Source organism: Roseateles sp., from assembly GCF_965229315.1.
GTDB lineage: Bacteria > Pseudomonadota > Gammaproteobacteria > Burkholderiales > Burkholderiaceae_C > Pelomonas.
Map to the genome: position 1 here is coordinate 3788003 of NZ_CBDDJA010000002.1, position 20160 is coordinate 3808162.

At 72.2% G+C, this 20160-nt stretch carries 18 protein-coding genes; 1 reads left to right on the forward strand and 17 read right to left on the reverse strand.

Going from position 1 to position 20160, the window contains the following annotated elements; translation table 11 throughout:
• Nucleotides 1-73: 73 nt before the first annotated feature.
• From ACO07H_RS22295 to ACO07H_RS22350, 12 genes are all read right to left on the reverse strand, one after another.
• On the reverse strand, nt 74-1369 hold the full coding sequence (locus ACO07H_RS22295; protein ID WP_422018272.1) for an ABC transporter permease: 1296 nt from the start codon (nt 1367-1369) through the stop codon (nt 74-76).
• A complete protein-coding gene (locus ACO07H_RS22300; protein WP_422018274.1) occupies nt 1369-2673 on the reverse strand; it encodes an ABC transporter permease in 1305 nt (434 codons plus the stop codon). Before ACO07H_RS22300 ends, ACO07H_RS22295 begins: the two co-directional genes overlap by 1 nt.
• Nucleotides 2673-3953: a TolC family outer membrane protein gene (locus ACO07H_RS22305; RefSeq protein ID WP_422018276.1), complete on the reverse strand. Its 1281-nt coding sequence runs from the start codon at nt 3951-3953 to the stop codon at nt 2673-2675. Before ACO07H_RS22305 ends, ACO07H_RS22300 begins: the two co-directional genes overlap by 1 nt.
• Nucleotides 3950-4633, reverse strand: a complete 684-nt coding sequence (locus ACO07H_RS22310) for an ABC transporter ATP-binding protein (RefSeq protein ID WP_422018278.1) — start codon at nt 4631-4633, stop codon at nt 3950-3952. The genes ACO07H_RS22305 and ACO07H_RS22310 overlap by 4 nt, the downstream gene beginning before the upstream one ends.
• Before the next feature lie 15 nt (nt 4634-4648).
• Nucleotides 4649-5926, reverse strand: coding sequence for an efflux RND transporter periplasmic adaptor subunit (locus tag ACO07H_RS22315; protein WP_422018280.1), 1278 nt, complete (start codon nt 5924-5926; stop codon nt 4649-4651).
• A gap of 161 nt (nt 5927-6087) precedes the next feature.
• Entirely contained in the window at nt 6088-6450 is a 363-nt protein-coding gene (locus tag ACO07H_RS22320) for a tautomerase family protein (protein WP_422018282.1), read from the reverse strand.
• A gap of 186 nt (nt 6451-6636) precedes the next feature.
• Nucleotides 6637-7869: a DUF1501 domain-containing protein gene (locus tag ACO07H_RS22325; RefSeq protein WP_422018284.1), complete on the reverse strand. Its 1233-nt coding sequence runs from the start codon at nt 7867-7869 to the stop codon at nt 6637-6639.
• Between the two features lie 10 nt (nt 7870-7879).
• Nucleotides 7880-9457 carry a DUF1800 domain-containing protein gene (locus ACO07H_RS22330; RefSeq protein ID WP_422018286.1) on the reverse strand — a complete coding sequence of 526 codons (1578 nt, stop codon included), beginning with the start codon at nt 9455-9457 and terminating at the stop codon, nt 7880-7882.
• 79 nt (nt 9458-9536) lie between these two features.
• Complete coding sequence (locus ACO07H_RS22335; RefSeq protein ID WP_422018288.1) at nt 9537-9908, reverse strand: response regulator; 372 nt, start codon at nt 9906-9908, stop codon at nt 9537-9539.
• A gap of 177 nt (nt 9909-10085) precedes the next feature.
• Nucleotides 10086-10832, reverse strand: coding sequence for a response regulator (locus tag ACO07H_RS22340; RefSeq protein WP_422018290.1), 747 nt, complete (start codon nt 10830-10832; stop codon nt 10086-10088).
• A 5-nt stretch (nt 10833-10837) separates the two neighbouring features.
• Complete coding sequence (locus tag ACO07H_RS22345; protein ID WP_422018292.1) at nt 10838-11461, reverse strand: helix-turn-helix domain-containing protein; 624 nt, start codon at nt 11459-11461, stop codon at nt 10838-10840.
• Between the two features lie 135 nt (nt 11462-11596).
• The gene (locus tag ACO07H_RS22350) at nt 11597-13138 is read right to left on the reverse strand and encodes a Do family serine endopeptidase (protein WP_422018294.1); all 1542 of its coding nucleotides are present in this window, start codon (nt 13136-13138) and stop codon (nt 11597-11599) included.
• Nucleotides 13139-13418: 280 nt separating this feature from the next.
• Here ACO07H_RS22350 and ACO07H_RS22355 point away from each other — a divergent pair, with 280 nt between their 5' ends.
• Nucleotides 13419-14789 carry a cyanophycinase gene (locus ACO07H_RS22355; protein WP_422018296.1) on the forward strand — a complete coding sequence of 457 codons (1371 nt, stop codon included), beginning with the start codon at nt 13419-13421 and terminating at the stop codon, nt 14787-14789.
• A gap of 94 nt (nt 14790-14883) precedes the next feature.
• Here the strand turns inward: ACO07H_RS22355 and ACO07H_RS22360 are convergent, their stop codons facing one another.
• Genes ACO07H_RS22360 through ACO07H_RS22380 form a run of 5 tightly spaced genes read right to left on the reverse strand, consistent with a single transcriptional unit; the run spans nt 14884 to nt 20160 of the window.
• Nucleotides 14884-15546 carry an arginine N-succinyltransferase gene (locus ACO07H_RS22360; RefSeq protein WP_422018298.1) on the reverse strand — a complete coding sequence of 221 codons (663 nt, stop codon included), beginning with the start codon at nt 15544-15546 and terminating at the stop codon, nt 14884-14886.
• A complete protein-coding gene (locus ACO07H_RS22365) occupies nt 15543-16583 on the reverse strand; it encodes an arginine N-succinyltransferase (protein WP_422018300.1) in 1041 nt (346 codons plus the stop codon). Before ACO07H_RS22365 ends, ACO07H_RS22360 begins: the two co-directional genes overlap by 4 nt.
• A complete protein-coding gene (locus ACO07H_RS22370; RefSeq protein ID WP_422018302.1) occupies nt 16580-17629 on the reverse strand; it encodes a GlxA family transcriptional regulator in 1050 nt (349 codons plus the stop codon). The genes ACO07H_RS22365 and ACO07H_RS22370 overlap by 4 nt, the downstream gene beginning before the upstream one ends.
• Nucleotides 17630-17656: 27 nt before the next feature.
• On the reverse strand, nt 17657-19045 hold the full coding sequence (locus tag ACO07H_RS22375; RefSeq protein ID WP_422018304.1) for a YfcC family protein: 1389 nt from the start codon (nt 19043-19045) through the stop codon (nt 17657-17659).
• On the reverse strand, nt 19042-20160 hold the full coding sequence (locus ACO07H_RS22380) for a succinylglutamate desuccinylase/aspartoacylase family protein (RefSeq protein WP_422018306.1): 1119 nt from the start codon (nt 20158-20160) through the stop codon (nt 19042-19044). The genes ACO07H_RS22375 and ACO07H_RS22380 overlap by 4 nt, the downstream gene beginning before the upstream one ends.

The following is a 20160-nucleotide window of genomic DNA, read 5'->3' on the forward strand; positions in this document are numbered from 1 at the left end:
GGTCTCCGGCGTCTGGTTTTGCGCCGATTCTGCGACCCGCCGCAGCGCGGCGCTGTCGCGTCGGGCACTCCCTTCAACCGCGCAGCGCCGCCACCGGCGCCAGCCGCGCGGCGCGGCGGGCCGGCACCCAGACGGCCACCTGACCCAGCAGCCACAGCGCCACGGCGCTGACGGGCAGGTAGATCCACGGCAGGCGGGGCAGCTCATAGCTTTGCATCAGCAGGTGGCTCAGGCCCATGGCGCCGGCCAGGCCGATGGCGATGCCAGTGGTGGTCAGCAGCAGGTTCTCGAGCTGGAAGTAGCGCAGGATCTGGCCCTGGGTCGCGCCCAGCGCGCGGCGCGTGCCGATCATGCGGGTGCGTTGCTGCACCCAGAAGCTTGCCAGGCCGACGATGCCCATGGCCGTGACCAGCAGCAGCGCCGCGCAGACGCCGGCCATCAGCCAGGCCATCGCGCGATCCTGCGCGTAGAAGGCATCGCGCATCTCGGTCAGCGTGCGGGCGCGCGTGACGACACGCGTGGCATCCACGGCTTCGAGCGCGGCGGTCGCCGCCTTGATCAGCGCCTCGCGTTGCGCGGCGTCGGTGCGCACCAGGTAGACGTTACCGCCGCGTACCGGCAGCATCATCGCGTAGCCCCCCTCGGGCTGCGCGCGGTGCAGGCGGGGGTGGGTCAGCGTCTCGACGATGCCGACGACCGTGGCCGGCGACGAGCCGAACACGTAGATCGTGCGGCCCAGCGCCGACGCGCCGGGGAAGAACTTGTCCGCCAGCGTCTTGTTGATGATGACCTGGCCGATGTGCGGGTCAGGCTCGCTGAAAACCTTGTTGCTGTCGAGAATCTCATTGGCCGTGAAGTTGCGGCCCTCGACAAGCTTGAGGCCGAGGGTGGGCAGCATCTGCTCGTCGGCCAGGTACTGCGACACGTTGACGCGCAGGCCCCGGTCATCGGGCTCCTGCGACACGTTGCTGTTGCTGCTGTTGTCGTAGTAGACGAGCTGGTTGACCTTGGTGGCCGCCTTCACGCCGGGCAGGGCGCGCAGCAGCGCCAGGTCCGCACTGGCGATGCCGGCCGCGCGCTCGGGCGGCACGGCCTTGCTGCCGCGCAGTTCCAGCATGACGATCTCGGGCTCGGCCAGCCCGCTGCGGGCGTTGAGGAAGTCGGCCCGGGTCTGGATCAGGTGCAGCGCGTTGGTGACGATGGTGCAGGTCAGCGCCACCTCCAGCACGATGAGGCCGGCCGCGATGCGGTGGCGGCGCAGCGTGGACAGGATGGGCCGCAGGTCCAGCAGCATCACGTGCAGGGCTGCGAGCAGGCCGCCGCGTGAGGGCGAGGACGCAAGCGCCGGGGAAGCGAGGGAAGTAGACATCACTGCACCTTCAGTTGGACGGCGGGGGTGACGAGGGCCGCGCGCCAGGCCGGCAGCAGGCCGGCGAACAAGCTGGCCAGCAGGGCCAGGCCCAGCGTCAGTGCGAGCATGGCGGCGTCGAGTTCGGCCAGGCGGGCGTAATCGTTGGGGCTGTGGCGCACCAGCCAGAGGCCGCCGTGCGCGAACACCAGCCCCAGCAGCGCGCCGACCAGGCCCAGCAGCCCGGCCTCGACGACGAACTGCGCAAAGATCGCACCGCGCGTGGCGCCCAGCGCCCGGCGCACGCCGATCTCGCCGGCGCGGCGCAGCGTCTTGGCCAGCAGCAGGCCCACCATGTTGACGACGCACACCAGCAGGAAGCCGAAGGCCAGCCAGGTCTGCAGCCGCACGTCGGCCGGCAACACCTTCTGCGAATCCAGCCATTCCATGACGTTGCGCAGCCGCACGTTGCTCGGCCGCTCGAACCGGCCGGCGGCGCGCTGCGCATCGGAGTACTGGACGAGGTAGTTGCGATAGGCCGCGGCGTCCTCGGGCTTGTCGAGTTCGACCCAGTACTGGATGAACGAGCATTTCGCGTTCATGTCGAACGGCGTGCCGCCGTCGCCCTTGCCCCAGCACTCCATGTTGCCCCAGTGGCCCACCTTGAGCGCCATGGCCGTCGAGAACGGCAGGAAGAAATCCTCGGCCTCGGCGAAGCCGCCCAGCGTCATGTCGTAGAAGTGCGGCTGGAACTTCCAGGGCTTGAGCACGCCGACGATGCGCAGCGGCTGGCCGCGCACGATGATCTCGCGGCCGACGCTGTCGACCCCGCCGAAGAGCTTCTCGTTCAACGCCGACGAGATGACCGCCACGCGCGCCTCGCCCTCGTCATCCGCCGCGCTCCAGCCGCCGCCGTGCTGCCAGGGCGCGTCGAACATGGCGAAGAAGTCCGCCGACGTGTAGCGCATGCTGGAGAAGATGGGCTTCACATGGGCGTCCGCGATGCCCACCGCCACGTTGCCGCCGCTCATCATGGCCTGGCGCTTGGCCTTCCTGTCGCGCAGCAGCGCCGTCGAATCGAAGCGTGTCAGGTCGAAGGTAGGCTCTTCACCCGCCTTGTAGCCGACCTTGCTGCCGGCATCGAGCTGCACGTTGAACAGGCGCGAACTCTTGTTCGGGATCGGGTCGCCCGACAGCACGTGATAGACCGTCAGCGTGGTCATGCAGGCGCCGATGCCCAGCGCCAGCGCCAGCACCATCAGCGTGCTGAGGCCCTTGGACGCCCGCGCACTGCGGGCCGCGAGTTCGAGGTAGTGAAGCAGCATCAGGGAGTCTCCAGCAGGGCATTGACGGCGGCGAGTTCGGCGTCGCCGAGCGAGCCGGCGGCCTGGTTCAGGGCCAGCAGCGCGAGCACGTGGCGGTGGCGGGCCTGGGTCTGCGCGTTCTGTGCGGAGGCCAGGGTCTGGATGGCGAGCAGCAGGTCGGTGGTGCTGCGGGTGCCCAGCGTCAGGCCGGTGCGGGTGGCCTCCAGCGCACGCTCGGCGGCCTCCACGGCGATCTGCGCGGACTGCAGTTGCGCGGCGCCCTGCCCCACGGACAGGTACTGGCCACGCACCTCGCGCACGACGGCGCGCCGGCCGGCTTCCAGTTGCTCTCGTGCAGCGTCACGCTGGAAACCGGCGCGGTCCGCCGCAGCGGCCACGGCGCCACCGGCGAACAGCGGCACCGTCAGCCGCAGCGCCACCTGCGTGGGCGTGCGGCCGGCGTCGAACGCCGACACGCCGTCGCCACGCAGGCGCTGCGTGTCCACGCCCACGCTCAGCGTGGGCAGGTGGCCGGCGCGGGCGCTGGCGATGCGCTGCTCGCTGGCCTGCACGTCGAGCTGCAAGGCGCGCAGCTCGGGGTTGGCCTGCAGCGCACGCTGCGCCCAGGCGTCGGCATCGTCGGGCAGCGGCTGGGCGGCCAGCGTGCGGCGCAGCGGCTGCAGCACGGGCGCCTCGGCGCCGGTCAGCTGGGCCAGCGCCTCGCGCGCATCGGCCACGGCCAGCTCGGCGGCCAGCGTGCCAGCGCGCGCCAGCTCGCGGTAGGCGCGCGACTGATCGGCCTCGACCTGGGCGGACAGGCCGGACTTGAAGCGCACATCGGCCTCGCTGACCTGGCGGGCGAACGCCTCCTCGTTGGCCCGCGCGGTGGCGAGCTGCGCCTGCGCCGACAGCAGGCCGAAGTAGGCCTCGGCCACGCGCTGGCGTGCCGCCTGCTCGGTGGCGACCAGGCGCGACGCCTGGGCGGACGCCTGGCTGCGGCTGGCGTCCCACTCGCGCAGCGCGGCCAGGTCCACCAGCGTCTGCGAGAGGCTGCTGGTGGTGGTGTTCGAGCGCGCACCGCCGTTCTCGCGCTGCTCGGCGCGTTGCAGCGTCCATTGCGGCAGCAGCGCGGCGCGGGCCTCGCGGGCCGAGGCGTCCTGCGCACCCGCCAGCGCCGCGGCCTGGCGCAGCACCGGGTCGGCCGCGCGGGCCTGGGCCCAGACCTGCAGCAGGTCGTCGGCGCGGGCAGCCATGCCGGTGGCGGCCAGAGCGGCCAGCAGCAGGAATGGCAAGGTCTTCAAGCGGTCAACTCCGCGGCGAGATCGACGACCTGGCCGTCGATGACGTGCACGTTGCGCTGCGCACGTGCGGCGAGCTGCGGGTCGTGCGTGACCATGACGATGGTGGCGCCGTCGCGGTGCAGCTCTTCCAGCAGCTCCATGACGCTGCGCGCCATCGCGCTGTCGAGGTTGCCGGTGGGCTCGTCCGCCAGCAGCAGGCGCGGCTCGCCGGCCAGCGCGCGGGCGATGGCGACGCGCTGCTGCTGGCCGCCGGACAGCTCCGCCGGGTAGTGCTTGCCGCGGGCCGACAGGCCCACGCGGCTCAAGGCATCGGCCGCGCGCTTCTTGCGCTCGGCACTGCCGTAGCCGCGGTAGCGCAGCGGCACCTCGATGTTGTCCAGCACGTTCAGGTCGGGGATCAGGTTGAACGCCTGGAAGATGAAGCCGATCTTCTGGTTGCGGATGCGCGAGCGCTCGCCGTCGCCCATGCGGCTGACATCGATGCCGTCGAGCTTGTACGTGCCGCCGCTGAAGGCTTCCAGCAGGCCGGCGATGGTCAGGAAGGTCGTCTTGCCCGAGCCCGATGGGCCGGTCACGGCGACGAACTCGCCCTCGTTCACCGTGAGATTGAAGTCACGCAGCGCATAGGTCTCGACCATTTCGGTGCGGTAGACCTTCTGGAGTTTTTCCATTTGGAGCATCGTTCTTCCCTTTGCTTAGTCAGCGATGAGCACGCGGTCCGCGCCCTTGAAGTTGTCAGACCCCGAGATGACGACGCGGTCGCCGGCCGCGAGGCCCGACAGCACCTCGACGCGGTCCAGCGAGCGCGCGCCCAGCTTGACCGCGACCTTCTCGGCATAGCCATTGCGCACGACGTAGGCGTAGCTGCCGCCGCTCTCGTCGACGAAGCTGCCGCGCGCCACGCCCAGCACCTGGTCGCGGCGGTCCAGCAGCACGCGAACCGACAGGCGCTGGTTCTGGCGCAGCTGCTCGGGCTGCTGGCCGGCAAAGCGCAGCCGCGCCGCGACCTCGCCGTTGACGACCTCGGGCGACACGGAGCTGACCTGGCCCGCCCACTGCTGGCCGTTGCCGCTGATCTCGCCCGGCATGCCGGGCTGCAGCTCGCGGGCGAAGCTCTCGGCCACCTGCATCTGCACCTCCAGCGCCGACAGGTCGATGACGGACAGCAGCTTGGCGTCGCGGGCGACGTTGGTGCGGTCGGCGATGAAGAGCTGGCCCACCTGGCCGTCCACCGGCGAACGCACGGCCAGCTCGGCAACCTGGCGCTCCAGGTCGGCGGCCAGCAGCTGCTGGCGGGCCAGCGCGCTTTTCTTGGCCTGCACGTCCAGCGCCAGGCTGTCGGTCTTCAGGCCGCGCAGCGATTGCGCCTGGTCCAGCGCCAGCTTGGACTTGGCGAGCGCGTCCTGCGCACGCTCGACCTGCATGCGCGCCGTGGCACCGGCCTCGAAGGCCTGGGTCTGGCGGGCCAGGTCGTTCTGCGCGGTCTGCTGGTCGATGCGGGCGTTCTCGTAGGCGCTCTGCAGCGCGGCGGCCTGTTGGCGCGCCTCGACCTCGGCACGGGCCAGGTCGGCGCGCAGCGCATCGACGTTGCTGCGCTCCTGCGCCAGGCGGTTGGTCAGCTCGGGCGAGTCCACGCGGGCCAGCACCTGGCCGCGCTTGACCGGGTCGCCCGCCTGCACGGCCAGCGTGACGGTGCCGGCGCCTTGCGCATACAGCGTGGGGCTCTGCGCGGCGACGACGCGGCCCTCGCCGGCCACGTCGCGGATCAGCGGTGCCACGCCGACGGTCGCGACCGACAGCCGGGCCAGGCTCACGGCCGAGCCGGCCGACAGCATCTGCCGCATGCGCCCGCCGCCGGCCAGCGCCAGCACGGCCAGCAGGATGACGACGCCGCCGATCAGCAGCGGCCAGCGTCGGGGCTTGGTGGCGAGCAGCTTGTCCTGCTCGGAGGTGTCGCGAAAGCCAGTGTTCATGCCCTGGCTTGACGCAAGCGTTGTGCCAGCCCACCGCCCCTGAAGAATCAAGGACTTGGCACGGCCCGGCGTGTCCGCGGACAGTGGTCGGACAGTCCGGGCGGTCACTGCGAAGGCGTCTCCCTGCGCTCCACCGAGTGGACAGGAGGGCCTCAGCGGGGCTATTCGACCAACCGCCCGCCAAACACCATACGCCCAGCCCCCGCTGTCGCGTATTCAAGATGCACGCGGTCAACTGGCCGCCTGCTGGCCTGGGCCAACGCGGCGGTCAGCGCAGCGATTTCAGCCCGCAGTGCGGCGCCGGTCGGCGGGTGGGCATGCAGGATGCGCACGAACAGCGGTAGCGCGCCGACGACCGGACCGCCGTTCTCAGCGTAGTGATCGGCTGGCAATGAATGCAGTCGCATCCAGACCCGGCCGGGAGCGGCGTTGAGGGCGTCACCCGCGGCGTTGGCCAGACTCTGCACAAGCGCGTCAGCATCGGCCGGCAAGTCGCCGACCCAGTACACGTCAAGGATGGGCATGCGGATTCCTCCTCAGTCCGCACAGCTTAGGCCGAACGTACGCGCGACGCTCGGCGGTGGTCGTTCAAGCGCCGTTAGCGACCAGGAAACAGTAGGCCAGCACGGCCAGCGACAGGCACAGGCTGAACAGCGAGTTGGTACGCATCATGTCGTTCTCCCATCCGTTCGAACGTGGCGGCAGGCGCCTCAGGCGCGCAGCAGCCGGTTGGCATAACGCCAAGTTTGCGGGCTCTCGGGAAACACTGTCGCCAGCGCGGTCTCCGACAGGCCCAGGTGGCGCTGCAGCAGCGGCGCGAGCACCTGGCGGAAGTCGGTGCGCACGGCCAGGTCGCGGCCGTCGGCGAGCGCGCTGGCATCCAGCCCCGGCCATTCGCCCAGCACCTGCCCGCCGGCCACGGGGCCGCCCAGCAGCCAGATGACGTTGCCGCGGCCATGGTCGGTGCCGCCGTTGCCGTTCTGGCGCAGCGTGCGGCCGAACTCGCTGGCGACGACGATGACGGTGTCCTTGAAGGTGTCGCCCAGGCCCGCGGACAGCGCGTCCAGGCCCTCGCCCAGGCTGGCCAGCCGGTTGGCGAGCTGGCCGCGCGCGGCACCCTGGTTGACGTGCGTGTCCCAGCCGCCGACGGACGTGAACGCGAGCTGGGTGTGCGGGTCCTTGCGGATCAGCGTGCCCAGCCGGCGCGCATCGGCGGCGAAGCTGCGTGCGGACGGCGCGCCGGCGTCGGCGCTCGGGTCCATGGACCTGGGCTCGCCGGCGGCCATGCTGCGCGCCATCTCGCCACGGCCCTCGGTCGCGTCGCGCAGCGTGCCGCTGAGCTGGGCATCGTTCGCGTAGAGCTTGGCCAGGCCGGCCTGCATCTGCGGGTTGTCGATGGCGCGGCGCTGCATCGCGCCGGGCCCCAGGCCCAGGCTGGCGACGCTGGCCGTGCCGGCAAAGATGCGCGGCGGCGTTTGCCCCTGGCTGATGGCCCGCGTCGGGCTGGGTTCGCCGGGCAGCGCCGTCAGCAGCCGGTTCATCCAGCCGTCGGGCGTGGACTTGCGGCCCGGCGTGCCGGATTCGAAGTAGTCCTGCGCGTCGAAGTGCGAGCGCGTCGGGTCGGGCGAGCCGCTGGCGTGCACGAAGGCGAGCTGGCCGCCGTCCCAGTGGCGCTTCAGTGGCGACAGCGCAGGGTGCAGGCCGAACAGCGCGTCGAGCTTGAGCAAGCCGTCGTCGGTGCCGGGCGGCGGCAGCGCGATCTGCGGGCGGCTGGCGGCGTACTCGCGCTCGCCGTAGGGCGCAACGACCGAGAGGCCGTCCACCGCGCCGCGCAGCATGACGACGACGAGCTTCTTCTGCCCGCCGTTCTGGGCGTGCACCAGCGACACGGGCAGGCCGCCCAGCGTGAAGGCACCGAAGTGCAGCAGTTGGCGGCGCAGCATGGTCGGGTCCTCAGCGCTTCATGAAATCGGGGCTGGCCAGCAGCAGGGCGACCTGCTGGCCGACCGGCTCGTCGGCGAGCGTGCGGCGCGTGAGGTCGCTGAGCGAGGCGCCCAGCGTGACGCTCAGCCGCTCGGGGCTGATGCCGCTGGCCTGGCCCAGCGTCGTGGCGAGCTGCACGCGCTGCGTCAGCGCCTCGGGGTTGCGCCAGGCCGCGGCCGTGCTCTTGTAGCCGTCGGGGGTCTGGGCGCCGTACAGCGGCTGGCCGGCCTGGGCCAGCGCGGCGAGCAGCTTGCGCGGCTCGGCCAGCGGCAGGTCCAGCGCGCGCAGGCTGGACAGCAGGTACTGGTAGGGCGTCTTGAACTTGGCCTGGTAGGCGTCGCGCTGCCAGAACTCGTCGGCGCGGATCAGCGTGCGCGTGAACTCGCGCAGGTCGCCGCCGGTGGCCCTGAAGTTGTCGGCCAGCTTCTGCACCAGGCCGGGTGGCGGCTCGTCGGCCACGAAGGCCTGCGCGAACTTGTGCGCCAGATGCCGGGCCGTGGCCGGGTGGGCGGCCAGCACGTCCAGCGCGCGCTCACCCTCGGCGGGCCCTGCGCCGTTGATGTTCAGGCCCAGCCAGGTCTTGGCGCCGTTGTCGTGCTTGCGCGGGTCGAACACGAACAGGTCGCCCGTGCCACCGACCAGCGCCTTGCGCGAGTCCAGCCCCCAGCCCGTCAGCATGCGCGCCAGCTCGGTCACGTCGCGCTGCGAGTAGCCGCCGTCCACGCCCAGCGTGTGCAGCTCCATCAGCTCGCGGGCGTAGTTCTCGTTGAGGCCGGCGGGCACGCGGGCCTTCAGCGCGGGCCGCTCGGCCAGGAAGCGGCGCGCCCGCTGCGGCGGTTGGTAGCCGGCGACGACGCTCTGCGCGTTGTCCAGGTAGGTCAGCATCGCCGGGTGCCGTGCGGTGGCGCCCAGCATGTCGCGGAAGCGCCCCAGCACGTGCGGGCGGATGGCGCGCTGTTCGTAGTCGGCCACCAGCACGCCCACCGGGCCCTTGCCGGCGTAGACGTTGAAATGGTTGAACCAGAACTCCGTCAGCACCTCCTCCAGTTGCGCGGGGCTCTGCAGCGCACGGGCGAGCCGGGCGGTCGCGGCGTCGGCCACGAGCGGGCGGACCTGTTCGCGCACGGCGTTCAGCGCGTCGGCGCCGGGTGTCATGCCCCGGGACTGCTCGCGTTTGGCTTCGCGGGTCGCCTTGATGGCCTCGCGGTAGCGGCCCAGCAGCTCGGCCTGGCCGAGCCGGAGCACGTCCATGCCGGCCAGGCGCGCGGCCAGCGCCTCGGGTTGCGGCAGGCGGCGCGGTTCGAGCTGCTCGGTCAGGAAGCGCTCCAGCCAGGCATCAGCGCCCTGGGCCGCGATGGCCGTGGCATCGGCCGGCCGGGGGCCGTAGCCCAGCCGGTTCAGCGCATGCAGCGCACGCTCATCGGCGCTCAGCGGCGGGGTGGTCGTGGTGCTGGTGGCGAGACTGGCCGCCTGGCTGCGGCGCGCCGCCAGCATCACGCCACTGGCCAGGGCTGCGGCACTGCTGAGGATGAAGCGGCGGTTGCGCATCGGCGATCTCCGGGGTCGTCGTCACCCGAGCATCCCGCAGCGCGCGCAAGGCCATGTGGCCCATGCGCAAAGATTTGTGTCAGGCCAGCCAGCGCTCCAGGCTGCGCAGGGTGGCGGCCACGTCCAGCGGCTTGGTCCAGTGGCCGTCGAAGCCCCCGCTTTGCGACAGCTCCGCCGCGACGGCCTGGGACTCGGCCGTCACCAGCAGCGCCGGCACGTCGGCGGGCAGGCCGAGGGCACGCAGTTCGCCCAGCAACTCGTTGCCGGCGATGTCGGGCAGGCGCAGGTCGCACAACACCAGGTCGATGCCCCCCAGCGCGACCAGCCGCCTGGCTTCGGCACCGTTGCGTGCCACCACCACGCTGCAGCCCGGCCGCAACTCGACGATGCCCTGCATCAGCAGCGCGTTGACGGGGTCGTCCTCCACGTAGAGGATCTTGCGCGCCGTCATGCCTCCCCCCCGGGCAGGCAGTGGGCCGCGGCGGCGGCAGGGGGGCGAAGGCAGCAAGACATGACGGGGAAGATTCGCTGAGGGACGGCGATCATTATCAAATTTATCGATATGAATTCGCAATCCACACACCCCTGAACGGGTGGCGTCGGGCCCATTTGCCAAATTCTGCCGGGCTCAGTCCGCGCCCGGCGCACGCAAGGCCTGCAGCCCTTGGGCGAGGGCGTTCCAGCCCCCCGGCAGCGGCTGGCCCGGCGTCCAGTCGGCAGCGCCCTGCTCCAGCGCGCGGGCCTGTTCGGCGAGGTCGCCATGGCCGATCAGCACCAGCACCGCCTTCAGGCCGTGGGCCACGTGGCGAAGCGCGGCCACGTCGGCCGCCGCCCAGGCCGCATTGCCGGCATCGATGTCGGCGGCGAAGCGCTCGATGCAGCCGGCGCGGAAGCTGTCGAACAGCGCGCGGTCGCCGCCGAAATGCTGCTGCACCGGGTCCTGCACGACGACGGGCGCCGCAGGCACGGCGGCATCGGCCGCGCGGGCGGGGTCCAGCAGCTCGGCGATGGTGGTGAGCAACTGCGCCAGCGGCACCGGCTTGCGCAGCGTGCGCGCGACGCCGTGTGCGGCCAGCTCCCGCGCGCGGCCCTCGTGCAGGCCGGCGCTGAAGATGACCCACGGCGGCGCGCCGGTGCGCTGCGGCCAGCCCTCGGCGAGCAGCGCTTCGGCAGAGCCGTCGGGCAGCATGAAGTCGCTGATGACGAGCTGCCAGCCGCCGGCCGCGAGCGCGTCGCGCGCGAGGCTCAGCCGGCTCACGACGCTCAGCTCGACGGCGGGCGCCGCCGGTTCGAAGTCGGGCAGCTCCTCCAGCGCCAGCTGGACGTAGCGCGCAATCGAGGCGTCATCCTCGATCAGCAGCAGCCGTGCGCTCATGGGCGTCAGGCGGGCGCGACGGCGGCCTGGCTCAGCAGCGCCGGCAGCTCGGTGACGAGCGCCGTCTTGTGCACGACCGGCACGCCGTCCAGCGCGAAGGCGTAGGGCGCGCGCTGCGCCTCATCCAGCGCCGTGACGACGATGAGCCGGCTGCGCGCGAACTGCGGGTGCGAGCGCAGGCTGGTGATCAGCGCGGCCCCGTCGATGCCGGGCAGCAGCAGGTCGATGAGCAGCACGTCCGGCTCCAGCCGCCCGGCCATCGCGAGGCCGGCGATGCCGTCGGACGCGATGTGCAGCTCGGCCCCCGGCAGCTCGCGCTTCACGACCAGGCTGATGAGGTTCTGGAAATGCACCGAGTCCTCGATGAGCAGCAGCGTCATCGGCCGGCCCTCGGCCGCCTGCGGCGGCACGGCCGGCGCCGCCACGGGCACCGCACCGCCGCGCGACGCCAGCCAGGCGTCCAGCGACTCGCGCAGGATGCGGCGGTGGCCGCCCGGCGTCTTCCAGGCCTGCAACTCGCCGCGGTCCACCATCAACTGCACGGAACGCACGGCCATGCCCAGGCGCTGGGCGGCCTCGGTCGTCGAGCAGGAATCGGGGATGGAAGGGGTTGAGTTCACACGCGGCATTTTGCCGAATTCAACCGCCACGCCGGGGGCTTGACTTATTTGATAAAAGTGATTGCAAATCAAGCCCGGCGTAGCAGCCGGGCGGTCCGCCACGGCGGCTGCGGCGCGAGCGCGGGGCAGCCCGCGCCGCCCCCGTCAACCCAGGCGCACCGGCACGAAGATCTGCTGGCCGTCGCGCGCCACCAGCAGCGCCACCTGGCGCGGCTTGTCCTTCATGGCGGCGCGCACCTGCTCGACGCTCTGCACCGGCTGGCCGTTCATCGCCAGCAGCACGTCGCCGGGCTGCACGCCGGCCAGTTGCGCCGGGCCGGTGACGCGCTCGATCAGCAGGCCATGGTCCAGCCCCGAGCCGCGCAGCTCCTGGCGCTCCAGCGGGCGCAGCGCCAGGCCCAGCGAGCCGCGCTCGGGCGCCGCGCTGGCCTGCTGCGCATCGCGGTCCGCGCGGCCGAGGCTGACGGTTTCGCTGCGGCGGCCCTTGTCGCGCCAGATCTCCAGCTTGAGCTTGTCGCCCGGGCGCGCCAGGCCCACGCGGCTGGACACGTCGCCCGCCACGTGCACCGGCTCGCCGTCGACGGCGGTGATGACGTCGCCCGGCTTCAGCCCCGCCTGCGCTGCGGCGCTGTCGGGCGTGATGCTGGACACCAGCGCGCCGTCCGGCGATGGCAGGCCGAACGACGCGGCCAGCGGCGCCGACAGGTCCTGCAGCGTCACGCCCAGCCGCGCATGCTCGACCCTGCCGTGAGCGACGATCTGGTCCTTCACGCGCAGCGCCACGTCGATGGGGATGGAGAACGCCAGGCCCTGGAAGCCGCCGCTTTGCGAGTAGATCTGCGCGTTGACGCCGACGACGCGCCCGGCGGCGTCGAACAGCGGCCCGCCCGAATTGCCGGGGTTCACCGCGGCGTCGGTCTGGATGAAGGGCACGACGCTGTCGCCCGGCAGCGAGCGGCCCTTGGCGCTGACGATGCCCTGCGTGGCCGTCTGCTCGAAGCCGTAGGGCGCGCCGATGGCCAGCACGTAGTCGCCCACCTGCACCTGCCTGGGGTCGCCCAGCTGCACGGCCTGCAGCCCCTTGGCATCGACCTTGAGCACGGCGATGTCGGTGACGGGGTCGCTGCCCAGCACCTGCGCGGCGTACTCGCGGCGGTCGCTGAGCTTGACGGTGACCTGCTTGGCGTCGCGCACGACGTGGGCGTTGGTCAGCACCAGGCCGTCGGGGCTGATGACGAAGCCCGAACCCTGGCCGCGGAACGGCTGCGCGCCGGGGTTCATCTGCTGCGGCAGGCGCAGGCCCGGGATGCCGCGGAAGAAGCGGAAGAACGGGTCGTCGTCGCCACGCGCTGCGGCGCCCTCTTGCGCGTCTTCATTGCTGGCCTTGTGCAGGCCGGCCACCGTGATGCCGACGACGGCCGGGCCCTGCGTCTGCACGATGGCGCGGTAGTTGGGCACCTGGGCAGGTGGCAACGGCGCGGCGGGTGCCGCCACGAGGGCGGCGGCTGCTGCGGCGCCGGGCGTCAGTCGGGCCGGCGCGTCGCCGGTCGCGGGCGCCGTGCTGGCGGCCTTGTTCTGCAGCCAGGCCGGCAGCGTCCAGCCGGAGGCGCCGGCCGTGACGGTCACGCCGGCGGCCAGCAGGGCGGCGGCCGTGGCGGTCAGGGTGGTCTTGGCGTTGCGGGTCATCGCGTACTCCTCATGCAGGCTGCGGCGCAGCCGGTTGAGGGGACTCTAGGCATGCCGGGTGAAGGCACGGTGAGGCGAAGGTGAGGCCAGGATTAGGGCGGCTTCGCGACGGCCGCTCCGTGACAACCCGGCCGGGACATTCCCGAACGCGGCACTTCCACGCAAGTCCGCGTCGCAGCGCCGCAAGTCGCCGGCTATCGCGCGCAGGCCCGCGTCACTACCGTGCGCCCAGGGTTCAAGGCGGCCGCCCCGGCGCCACCCCCTCCTGGTTGGAGAGCACATGAAGAACGTCGTCGCCAAACTTCCCCTCTTTGCGCTGTGCATGACGCTGGCCGGCCTGGCGCCGCCCGCCGCGGCCGGCAAGCTGCTGCTGTCGGGCGGGGCCTATTCGGACACCAACACCGATCTCTTCGTCAACGGACTGCGCAAGGCCACCGGGCGCGACGCGAGCTTCACGCCCAACATCAACAGCACCAGCAACTGCGGCACCAACTGGGCCACGACGGCGTGCCCGCGCATCGCCGTCATCACCGCGGCCAAGGACAGCTACGCCACCGGGCTGGATGCGTTCAACAACGACATCCCGGCCAGCGGGTCGTCGCCCCTGAAGCGCGGCTACTACAACCTCTTCCAGACCCACGGCTTCGCGCCGAAGTTCATCACCGCCCACGTCGACAACTACGGCGTGCATTCGAGTGCCGGCACGACGCAGGGCCAGGCCAACATCGCCATCATCAACCAGGCCGACGCGGTCTGGTTCGTCGGCGGCGACCAGGCCAAGATCATCCGCACGCTGCTGACCGACAGCGGCGCCGACTCGGGCCTGGCCGCCGCGCTGCGCAGCCGCTGGAACAACGGCAGCGGCAGCCTCGTCATCGCCGGCGACTCGGCCGGCAACCATGCGCTGAACGTCAAGATGCATGCCGCGGGCGTGAGCTACGGCTATCTGTACTACGGCGCGGACCTGCCCGACACCGCCGTCACCGGCTATGCCACGCTGGGCGACACGCGCGACGGCACCAGCGCGCTGCGCTACCTGGAGAACGGCGCCACGATGACGGCCCTGGGCTTCCTGCCCGCCGGCATCCTCAGCGACACGCACTTCGACACCCGATCCGGGCGCCTGGGCCGCCTCGCCGCCGCGCTGCGCGACCTGGGCGTGGCCCAGGGCTTCGGCGTGGACGAGGACACCGGCGTGCTGGTGGACACCTCGGCGCAGACGGCCACGGTCTACGGCACGAACAAGCTGCTCATCGTGGACACCGCGTCCGCCAGCGTGCAGACCGGCACGTACTACAAGGTCAACGGCCTGCGCGTGAGCCTGCTGACCCCGGGCGACAAGTACAACTATTCGAGCAAGGTCGTCACCAGCAGCAAGAGCGCCATCGGCACGGCCTACTACTACAGCAGCGCCTACGACTCGGCGGACATCTTCGCCGCGCTGGAGACCTCCAAGTCGCTGACCCGCACGGTCGACCAGACGCCCACCGTCAACATCGGCACCGCGCCGGTGCCGGCCTACACCAGCGGCCCCACCTACCCCAGCGGCGCGCCCACCATCCGCCTGCGCTTCACGCGCGATGCGACGAGCAAGGGCTACTACGCCAGCGGCAAGTACACGGTGGACAAGGTGAAGGTGGACATCTATTGAGCCGAGCCGGCGGGCCGGTTTCAGCACAGGTCAACGAGCAGCCCGCGAACGGGCGGGGGCACGCAGTCATGGCGTGCCCCTAGCCTGCAAGCCGTCAGCGCGCGCTTGGCACCGGCCATGCCAGCACCGGCCCGCCGTCGTCGATGCGCGCATGCACCGGCGGCAGAAAACCCGCGGCCTGGAGCGCCGTCAATGCAGGCCGCGCCTGCTCGTTCACGTCCAGCACGCGGCGTTCGGCTTCTTCGCCGAGGAAGGACAGGTACAGCGTCTGCCGCGGCAGCAGCGCGGCGAGGTGGCTGCGCCAGTCGGCGCCGAAACGCCGCTCGGCTTCGGCCGGGTCTGCGGGGTAGAAGCGCGCGCCCAGCGCCTGCCAGAACGGCGAGCGCTGGGCGTCGTCCACCCAGCCGGGCAGCTCGGCCACCAGCCAGCTGCCGAAGTCCGCCGGCCGCTCGCTCAAGCGCGCCTGGGCGGCGACGATGAGCAGCGACAACGCCGCCCCCTGATCGGCCTCGCCCAGGCCCGCAGCGGTGCGCAGCTCGGCCAGCTCGGCGCTGCCGGTGTGGTCGTTGCCCAGCAGCAGCGTGGTCTGCACGCGGAACAGGTCCAGCTCGGCGGCCGCATGCACCACGCGGCCCAGGCGGAAGTGGTAGCGCGGCAGCGTCAGGCCCAGCCGCGGCACCAGCAGCAGCGAGGCGCGGCCGTCCGCCAGCGCCAGCCTCAGGCCGGCCGGCTCGGGGGTCGTGAGGACGCGGCTCATGCGGCCTCCTGCGTCTGCAACGGCGTCATGACCAGCCGCTCGCCCGGCTGCGCGCCCACCCGCGCGGCCGTCGCTGCGTCCACCGCCGGGCCCACCTCGGCCAGCACGGCGCGAAAGCGGGCGCGTTCGGTGCAGGCCAGCAGGGCGAGTTCCGAAGGACCGCGGACGAGCGCATCGGCCTCGCCCTGCACGACCACCTCGCGCGCCAGCCGCACGCTGCGCAGCGACGCCAGCGGCGCCTCCACCGTGGGCCCGCCGTCGAAGATGTCGACGTAGCTGTCGGCATCGAAGCCCTCGTCCTGCAGGATGGAAAACGGCAGCTCGCCCACCGGATGCAGCTGGCCCAGGGCCCACTGCGCGGCCTCCGGCAGCAGCGCCACATGGATGGGCGACGGCGGCATCAGGTCGGCGATGAAGGCCTTGCTGCGCCCGCCGACGATGACCTCGGCCTGCGGGTAGTCCATGCCGAAGAAGCGCCGCCCGACGGCGTCCCAGAAGGGGCTCTGGCCGGCGGCGTCGGTGATGCCGGGGCTCTCGGCGGCGATGCGCTCGGAGAAGCGCTCGGCATGGGCCCGGATGAACAGCAGCCGGGCGCGCGACAGCAACTGGGCGGCAGGGCCCTGCTCGTAGTCGGGGTCCAGGTAGAACGAGGTCAGCAGCGTCGCGCCGGTCAGGTCGTGGCACAGGTGCAGCGTGTGCATGCGCCGCGAGACGCCCAGCGCGGCGCTGGCGTGCACGACGAACTCGTTGCGGTAGCTGTAGAAGCGGTCGAAGAAGCCGGCGCTGGCGGCAATGCCGGAGCAGCCCACCACACGACCCGCGCGGCCGGCGGCCGTGTCTTCGAGCACGAACAGGTAGGTCTCCTCGCCGCTGGCGTCGTCCGGGCTGGCGAAGGACTGCAGCGACGCGCTGATGCGCGTGGCCAGCTTGGCCTCGTCGCTGGGCAGCGAGCTGATGCCATCGGCGCTCGCCGCGGCCATGCGCACGAGGGCGGGCAGGTCGGCCTCGGCCACGGGCCGCAGCAGCAGGTGATTCATGGGGTGTCTCCCGAGGTGGGGGTGCCGCGCCAGGCCAGCGCGCGCTGGCTGCGTTCGTCGCGCGGGGTGTGCCCGAAATGGCTCTTGTACGCGTTGGAGAAATGCGGGCCCGACGAGAAGCCGCTGGACAGGCCGATCTGCAGGATGGACTGCGAGCTCTGCTGCAGCAGGCGCTGCGCACGGCCCAGGCGCAGCGCCAGGTAGTGCCGCGACGGCAGCGTGTCCAGGTGCTGCTTGAACAGGCGCTCCAGCTGGCGGCGCGACACGCCCACCAGCTGCGCGACATCCTCCGTGGGCAGCGGCTCGGCGAGGTTGGCCTCCATCAGCGCCAGCGCCTCGGCCAGCTTGGGGCTGCCGGCGCCGCGGCGCTCGCTGTAGCCGGCGCGCTGGCGTTCGTCGCGCGGGCGCAGGCCCTTCAGGCCCAGCGCCTGCACCAGTTCCTGGCCGACGCGCTCGCCGTGCTGGGCCGCCAGCCAGGCGCAGCACAGGTCCACGCTGGCGGTGCTGCCGGCGCAGCTCAGCCGCTGGCCATCCGGCGCGATCTCCCACAGGCCGCTGGCCCAGGCGACCGCAGGGTAGGCCTCGGCCAGGCTGTCGAGTTGCGCCCAGTCCGCGCAGGCGCGCAGCGCGTCCAGCAGCCCGGCGGCGGCGAGGGCGGCGGCGCCGGCGTCCACACCGCCCAGCACCACCCCCTGCGCCGCCCAGGCGCTGAGCTGCGTGGACAGCAGCGCGTCCGTCGGCCCCGCCTCGGCGGCGAGGACGAAGACGGCGTGCCAGTCCGTCGCGAGCGTCCAGGCCTGCGTGAGCACCTGCAGGCCGGCGGACGAGGTGACCGGCCCGCCGGCCGCGCACAGACAGTCGCTGCGGTAGACGGCATCGTTCTGCAGCGCGTTGACGGCGGCCAGGCTGTCGAGCACGCCCGCCAGCGCGAGCGTGGAGAAGCCCGGCTGCAGCACCAGGCCGACGCGGCGCAGCGGCGCCGGTGTCATGGCGCCGCGGCCCCGCACGCCCGGCGGCCCGGCCGGCGTCGGGAAGGGCAGGAACACGGCGCGCCGCTCATGCCGGCATTGTGCTCACTGCCACTGCATCCAGGCCGGCACGGCGAGCAGCGCCAGGGCCATGACGAGGTAGACGGCCTGCAGGGGCAGCATCCACCGCACCCACTGCCCGAACGGCACGCCCGACAGCGCCAGCACGCCCACCGTGATGCCCGAGGTCGGGATGATGGGCGTCGTCAGCTCGCCGAGCTGGAAGGCCAGCACGGCCGTCTGGCGGGTCACGCCGACGAGATCGGCCAGCGGCGCCATGATGGGCATGGTCAGCGCCGCCTGGCCGGTGCCGGAGTGGATGAAGAAGTTGATGACCGACTGGATGGCGAACATCTTCTGCGCCGCCAGCACCGGCGTGCTGGACGCCACCAGCGGCGCCAGCGCATGGAGCAGCGTGTCGATGATCTGGCCCTCGCGCATCAGGATGACGGTGCCCTTGGCCAGCGCGATGACCAGCGCCGTGCCGACGAGGTCGCGCGCGCCCTGCAGGAAGGCGGCCATGAACTCGTCCGCCGCCAGCCGCGCCACCATGCCCACAGCGATCGCCATGACGAGGAACAGCGCCGCGATCTCCTCGATGTACCAGCCGAACCTGACGACGCCGCCGATCATGACGAGCAGCGTCGCGGCGAACAGCCACAGCACGGCGCGGTGCCGGCCGCTCATGCCGGCGAAGCGCTCGAAGCTGTCCATGTCCAGCGTCTTGCGGCGCTCCTGGTCCATCGCGAAGGTGGGGCTGAGCTCCGGCGTGCGGCGGATGCGCGCGGCCCACGCCATCAGGAAGGCGACGGTCACCGCCGTCGCGATGGCCCAGCAGACGGCGCGGTAGCCGATGCCGGAGAACAGCGGCACGCCCGCGATGCCCTGCGCCACGCCGACGTTGAACGGGTTCAGGAAGGCGGTGGCGAAGCCCACCTGCGAGCCGACGAAGGGGATGGCCACGCCGGTCAGCGTGTCCAGCCGCAGGGCCAGCGCCAGCGGGATGAAGATCAGCACGAAGGGGATGGCTTCCTCCGCCATGCCGAAGCTGGCGCCGCCCAGCGAGAACAGCGTGACGAACACCGGGATGACGGCCACGCGCACCAGCGCCGAACGGTGGTGCGCGCGGGCAACGGACTTGATCAGTGCGTCGATGGCCTCGGTGCGCTGCAGCACCGCGAACGCGCCGCCGACGATGAGCACGAAGCCGATGATCAGCGCCGCCTCGACGAAGCCCTTGATGGGCGCCGTCAGCAGCGCCGTGAGGCCTTGCGGCCTGGCGTCGATCAGGTGGAAGCTGCCGGCGACGATCAGCGTCTTGCCGTTGACGAGCGCCGTCTCGAACCTGCCGCCGGGCACGACCCAGGTGGCCGCCGCGATCAGCGCCAGCAGCGCGAACAGCAGCACGTAGGTGTTGGGCAGGCGCAGCGTCATGGCGACAGCAGGTTGCCGCTGCGGTAGGGCACGGCACCGGCGATCTTGGCCAGGCGCATGCCGCGGGTGGCGAAGCGGCGCGCGCTGCGGGCGAAGCAGCGGCCGCTGGTGCGGGCATGCAGCGGCGTGCGCTCGTCCGTCATCGGGTCGATGACCTCGGCCACCAGCTCGCCCGCCTCGACCCAGTCGCCCGGCGCCTTGGCGAACACGACGATGCCGCTGCAAGGTGCCGTCACCGGCTCCACGCCTTCCAGCGGCGTGGGCTCGCAGGCCGCGGGGGGCGCGGGCTGGCGGCCGCCAACATGGCCCAGGTGGCGCAGGAAAGCGACCAGCGCGTCGGCATCGCGCTCGGCGAGGTCATGCGTCACGTCGGTCTCGCCGCGCAGCTCGACGGTGGCGGCCAGGCAGGCGTCGGGCGCGATGGGAAAGCGGCCGTCGAAATGCGCGGCCAGCTCCCACCAGATGCGCGAGATGGACTCGTCGAAGGGGTCGTCGCCCGAGACCTCGCTGAACAGCAGCGCCTGGGCGCCGAGGTAGCCGGCCAGCGGACGCATCGCGTCGGTCTGCGGCGTGCCGGTGTAGACGTGCATGACGGCCTGGTTGTCGCAGTGCAGGTCCAGCACCAGGTCGGCGTCCATGGCCAGCGTCTGCAGCAGGCGCTTGAGGGCCTCGGCCTCGCTCGTCGGCTGCCAGGCCGCCAGCAGCTCGCGGCAGGCGGCGCGCACGGTGCGCGTGTTGGCCGTGGCATCGGCGCCGAGCCGGGGCTCGACGAGCGGGACCAGCGCGGCCGTCAGGTGCCTGAACTGGCGGTTGAAGTTGACGCCCGTGCCCAGGTCGAAGCGGCCGAAGGCCGAGCCCTGCACGTCCTGCGCGAGGCCGATGGGGTTGGCCATGGGCACCAGCACGATCTCGCCGGCGATCTGGCCCGCGGCGTCCAGCGCCGACAGCCGCTCGATGAGCGCCTGCGCGACCAGCAGCGGCGGCACCTCGTCGGCATGCAGGGCCGCCTGGAGGTAGGCCTTGCGGCCCGATTCGCCACGGCCGAAATGCAGGCTGCGCAGACGGCGCTGCGTGCCGGCGCTGGCGGCCGGCAGCTCATGCAGGAGGGTCCGCAT

Coding starts and splice junctions, on each gene's coding strand:
- ACO07H_RS22295 (WP_422018272.1), bottom strand. CDS start 1,369: ATGTCTACTTCCCTCGCTTCCCCGGCGCTTGCGTCCTCGCCCTCACGC.
- ACO07H_RS22300 (WP_422018274.1), bottom strand. CDS start 2,673: ATGCTGCTTCACTACCTCGAACTCGCGGCCCGCAGTGCGCGGGCGTCC.
- ACO07H_RS22310 (WP_422018278.1), bottom strand. CDS start 4,633: ATGCTCCAAATGGAAAAACTCCAGAAGGTCTACCGCACCGAAATGGTC.
- ACO07H_RS22315 (WP_422018280.1), bottom strand. CDS start 5,926: ATGAACACTGGCTTTCGCGACACCTCCGAGCAGGACAAGCTGCTCGCC.
- ACO07H_RS22320 (WP_422018282.1), bottom strand. CDS start 6,450: ATGCCCATCCTTGACGTGTACTGGGTCGGCGACTTGCCGGCCGATGCT.
- ACO07H_RS22325 (WP_422018284.1), bottom strand. CDS start 7,869: ATGCTGCGCCGCCAACTGCTGCACTTCGGTGCCTTCACGCTGGGCGGC.
- ACO07H_RS22330 (WP_422018286.1), bottom strand. CDS start 9,457: ATGCGCAACCGCCGCTTCATCCTCAGCAGTGCCGCAGCCCTGGCCAGT.
- ACO07H_RS22335 (WP_422018288.1), bottom strand. CDS start 9,908: ATGACGGCGCGCAAGATCCTCTACGTGGAGGACGACCCCGTCAACGCG.
- ACO07H_RS22340 (WP_422018290.1), bottom strand. CDS start 10,832: ATGAGCGCACGGCTGCTGCTGATCGAGGATGACGCCTCGATTGCGCGC.
- ACO07H_RS22345 (WP_422018292.1), bottom strand. CDS start 11,461: ATGCCGCGTGTGAACTCAACCCCTTCCATCCCCGATTCCTGCTCGACG.
- ACO07H_RS22350 (WP_422018294.1), bottom strand. CDS start 13,138: ATGACCCGCAACGCCAAGACCACCCTGACCGCCACGGCCGCCGCCCTG.
- ACO07H_RS22355 (WP_422018296.1), top strand. CDS start 13,419: ATGAAGAACGTCGTCGCCAAACTTCCCCTCTTTGCGCTGTGCATGACG.
- ACO07H_RS22360 (WP_422018298.1), bottom strand. CDS start 15,546: ATGAGCCGCGTCCTCACGACCCCCGAGCCGGCCGGCCTGAGGCTGGCG.
- ACO07H_RS22365 (WP_422018300.1), bottom strand. CDS start 16,583: ATGAATCACCTGCTGCTGCGGCCCGTGGCCGAGGCCGACCTGCCCGCC.
- ACO07H_RS22375 (WP_422018304.1), bottom strand. CDS start 19,045: ATGACGCTGCGCCTGCCCAACACCTACGTGCTGCTGTTCGCGCTGCTG.
- ACO07H_RS22380 (WP_422018306.1), bottom strand. CDS start 20,160: ATGCGGACCCTCCTGCATGAGCTGCCGGCCGCCAGCGCCGGCACGCAG.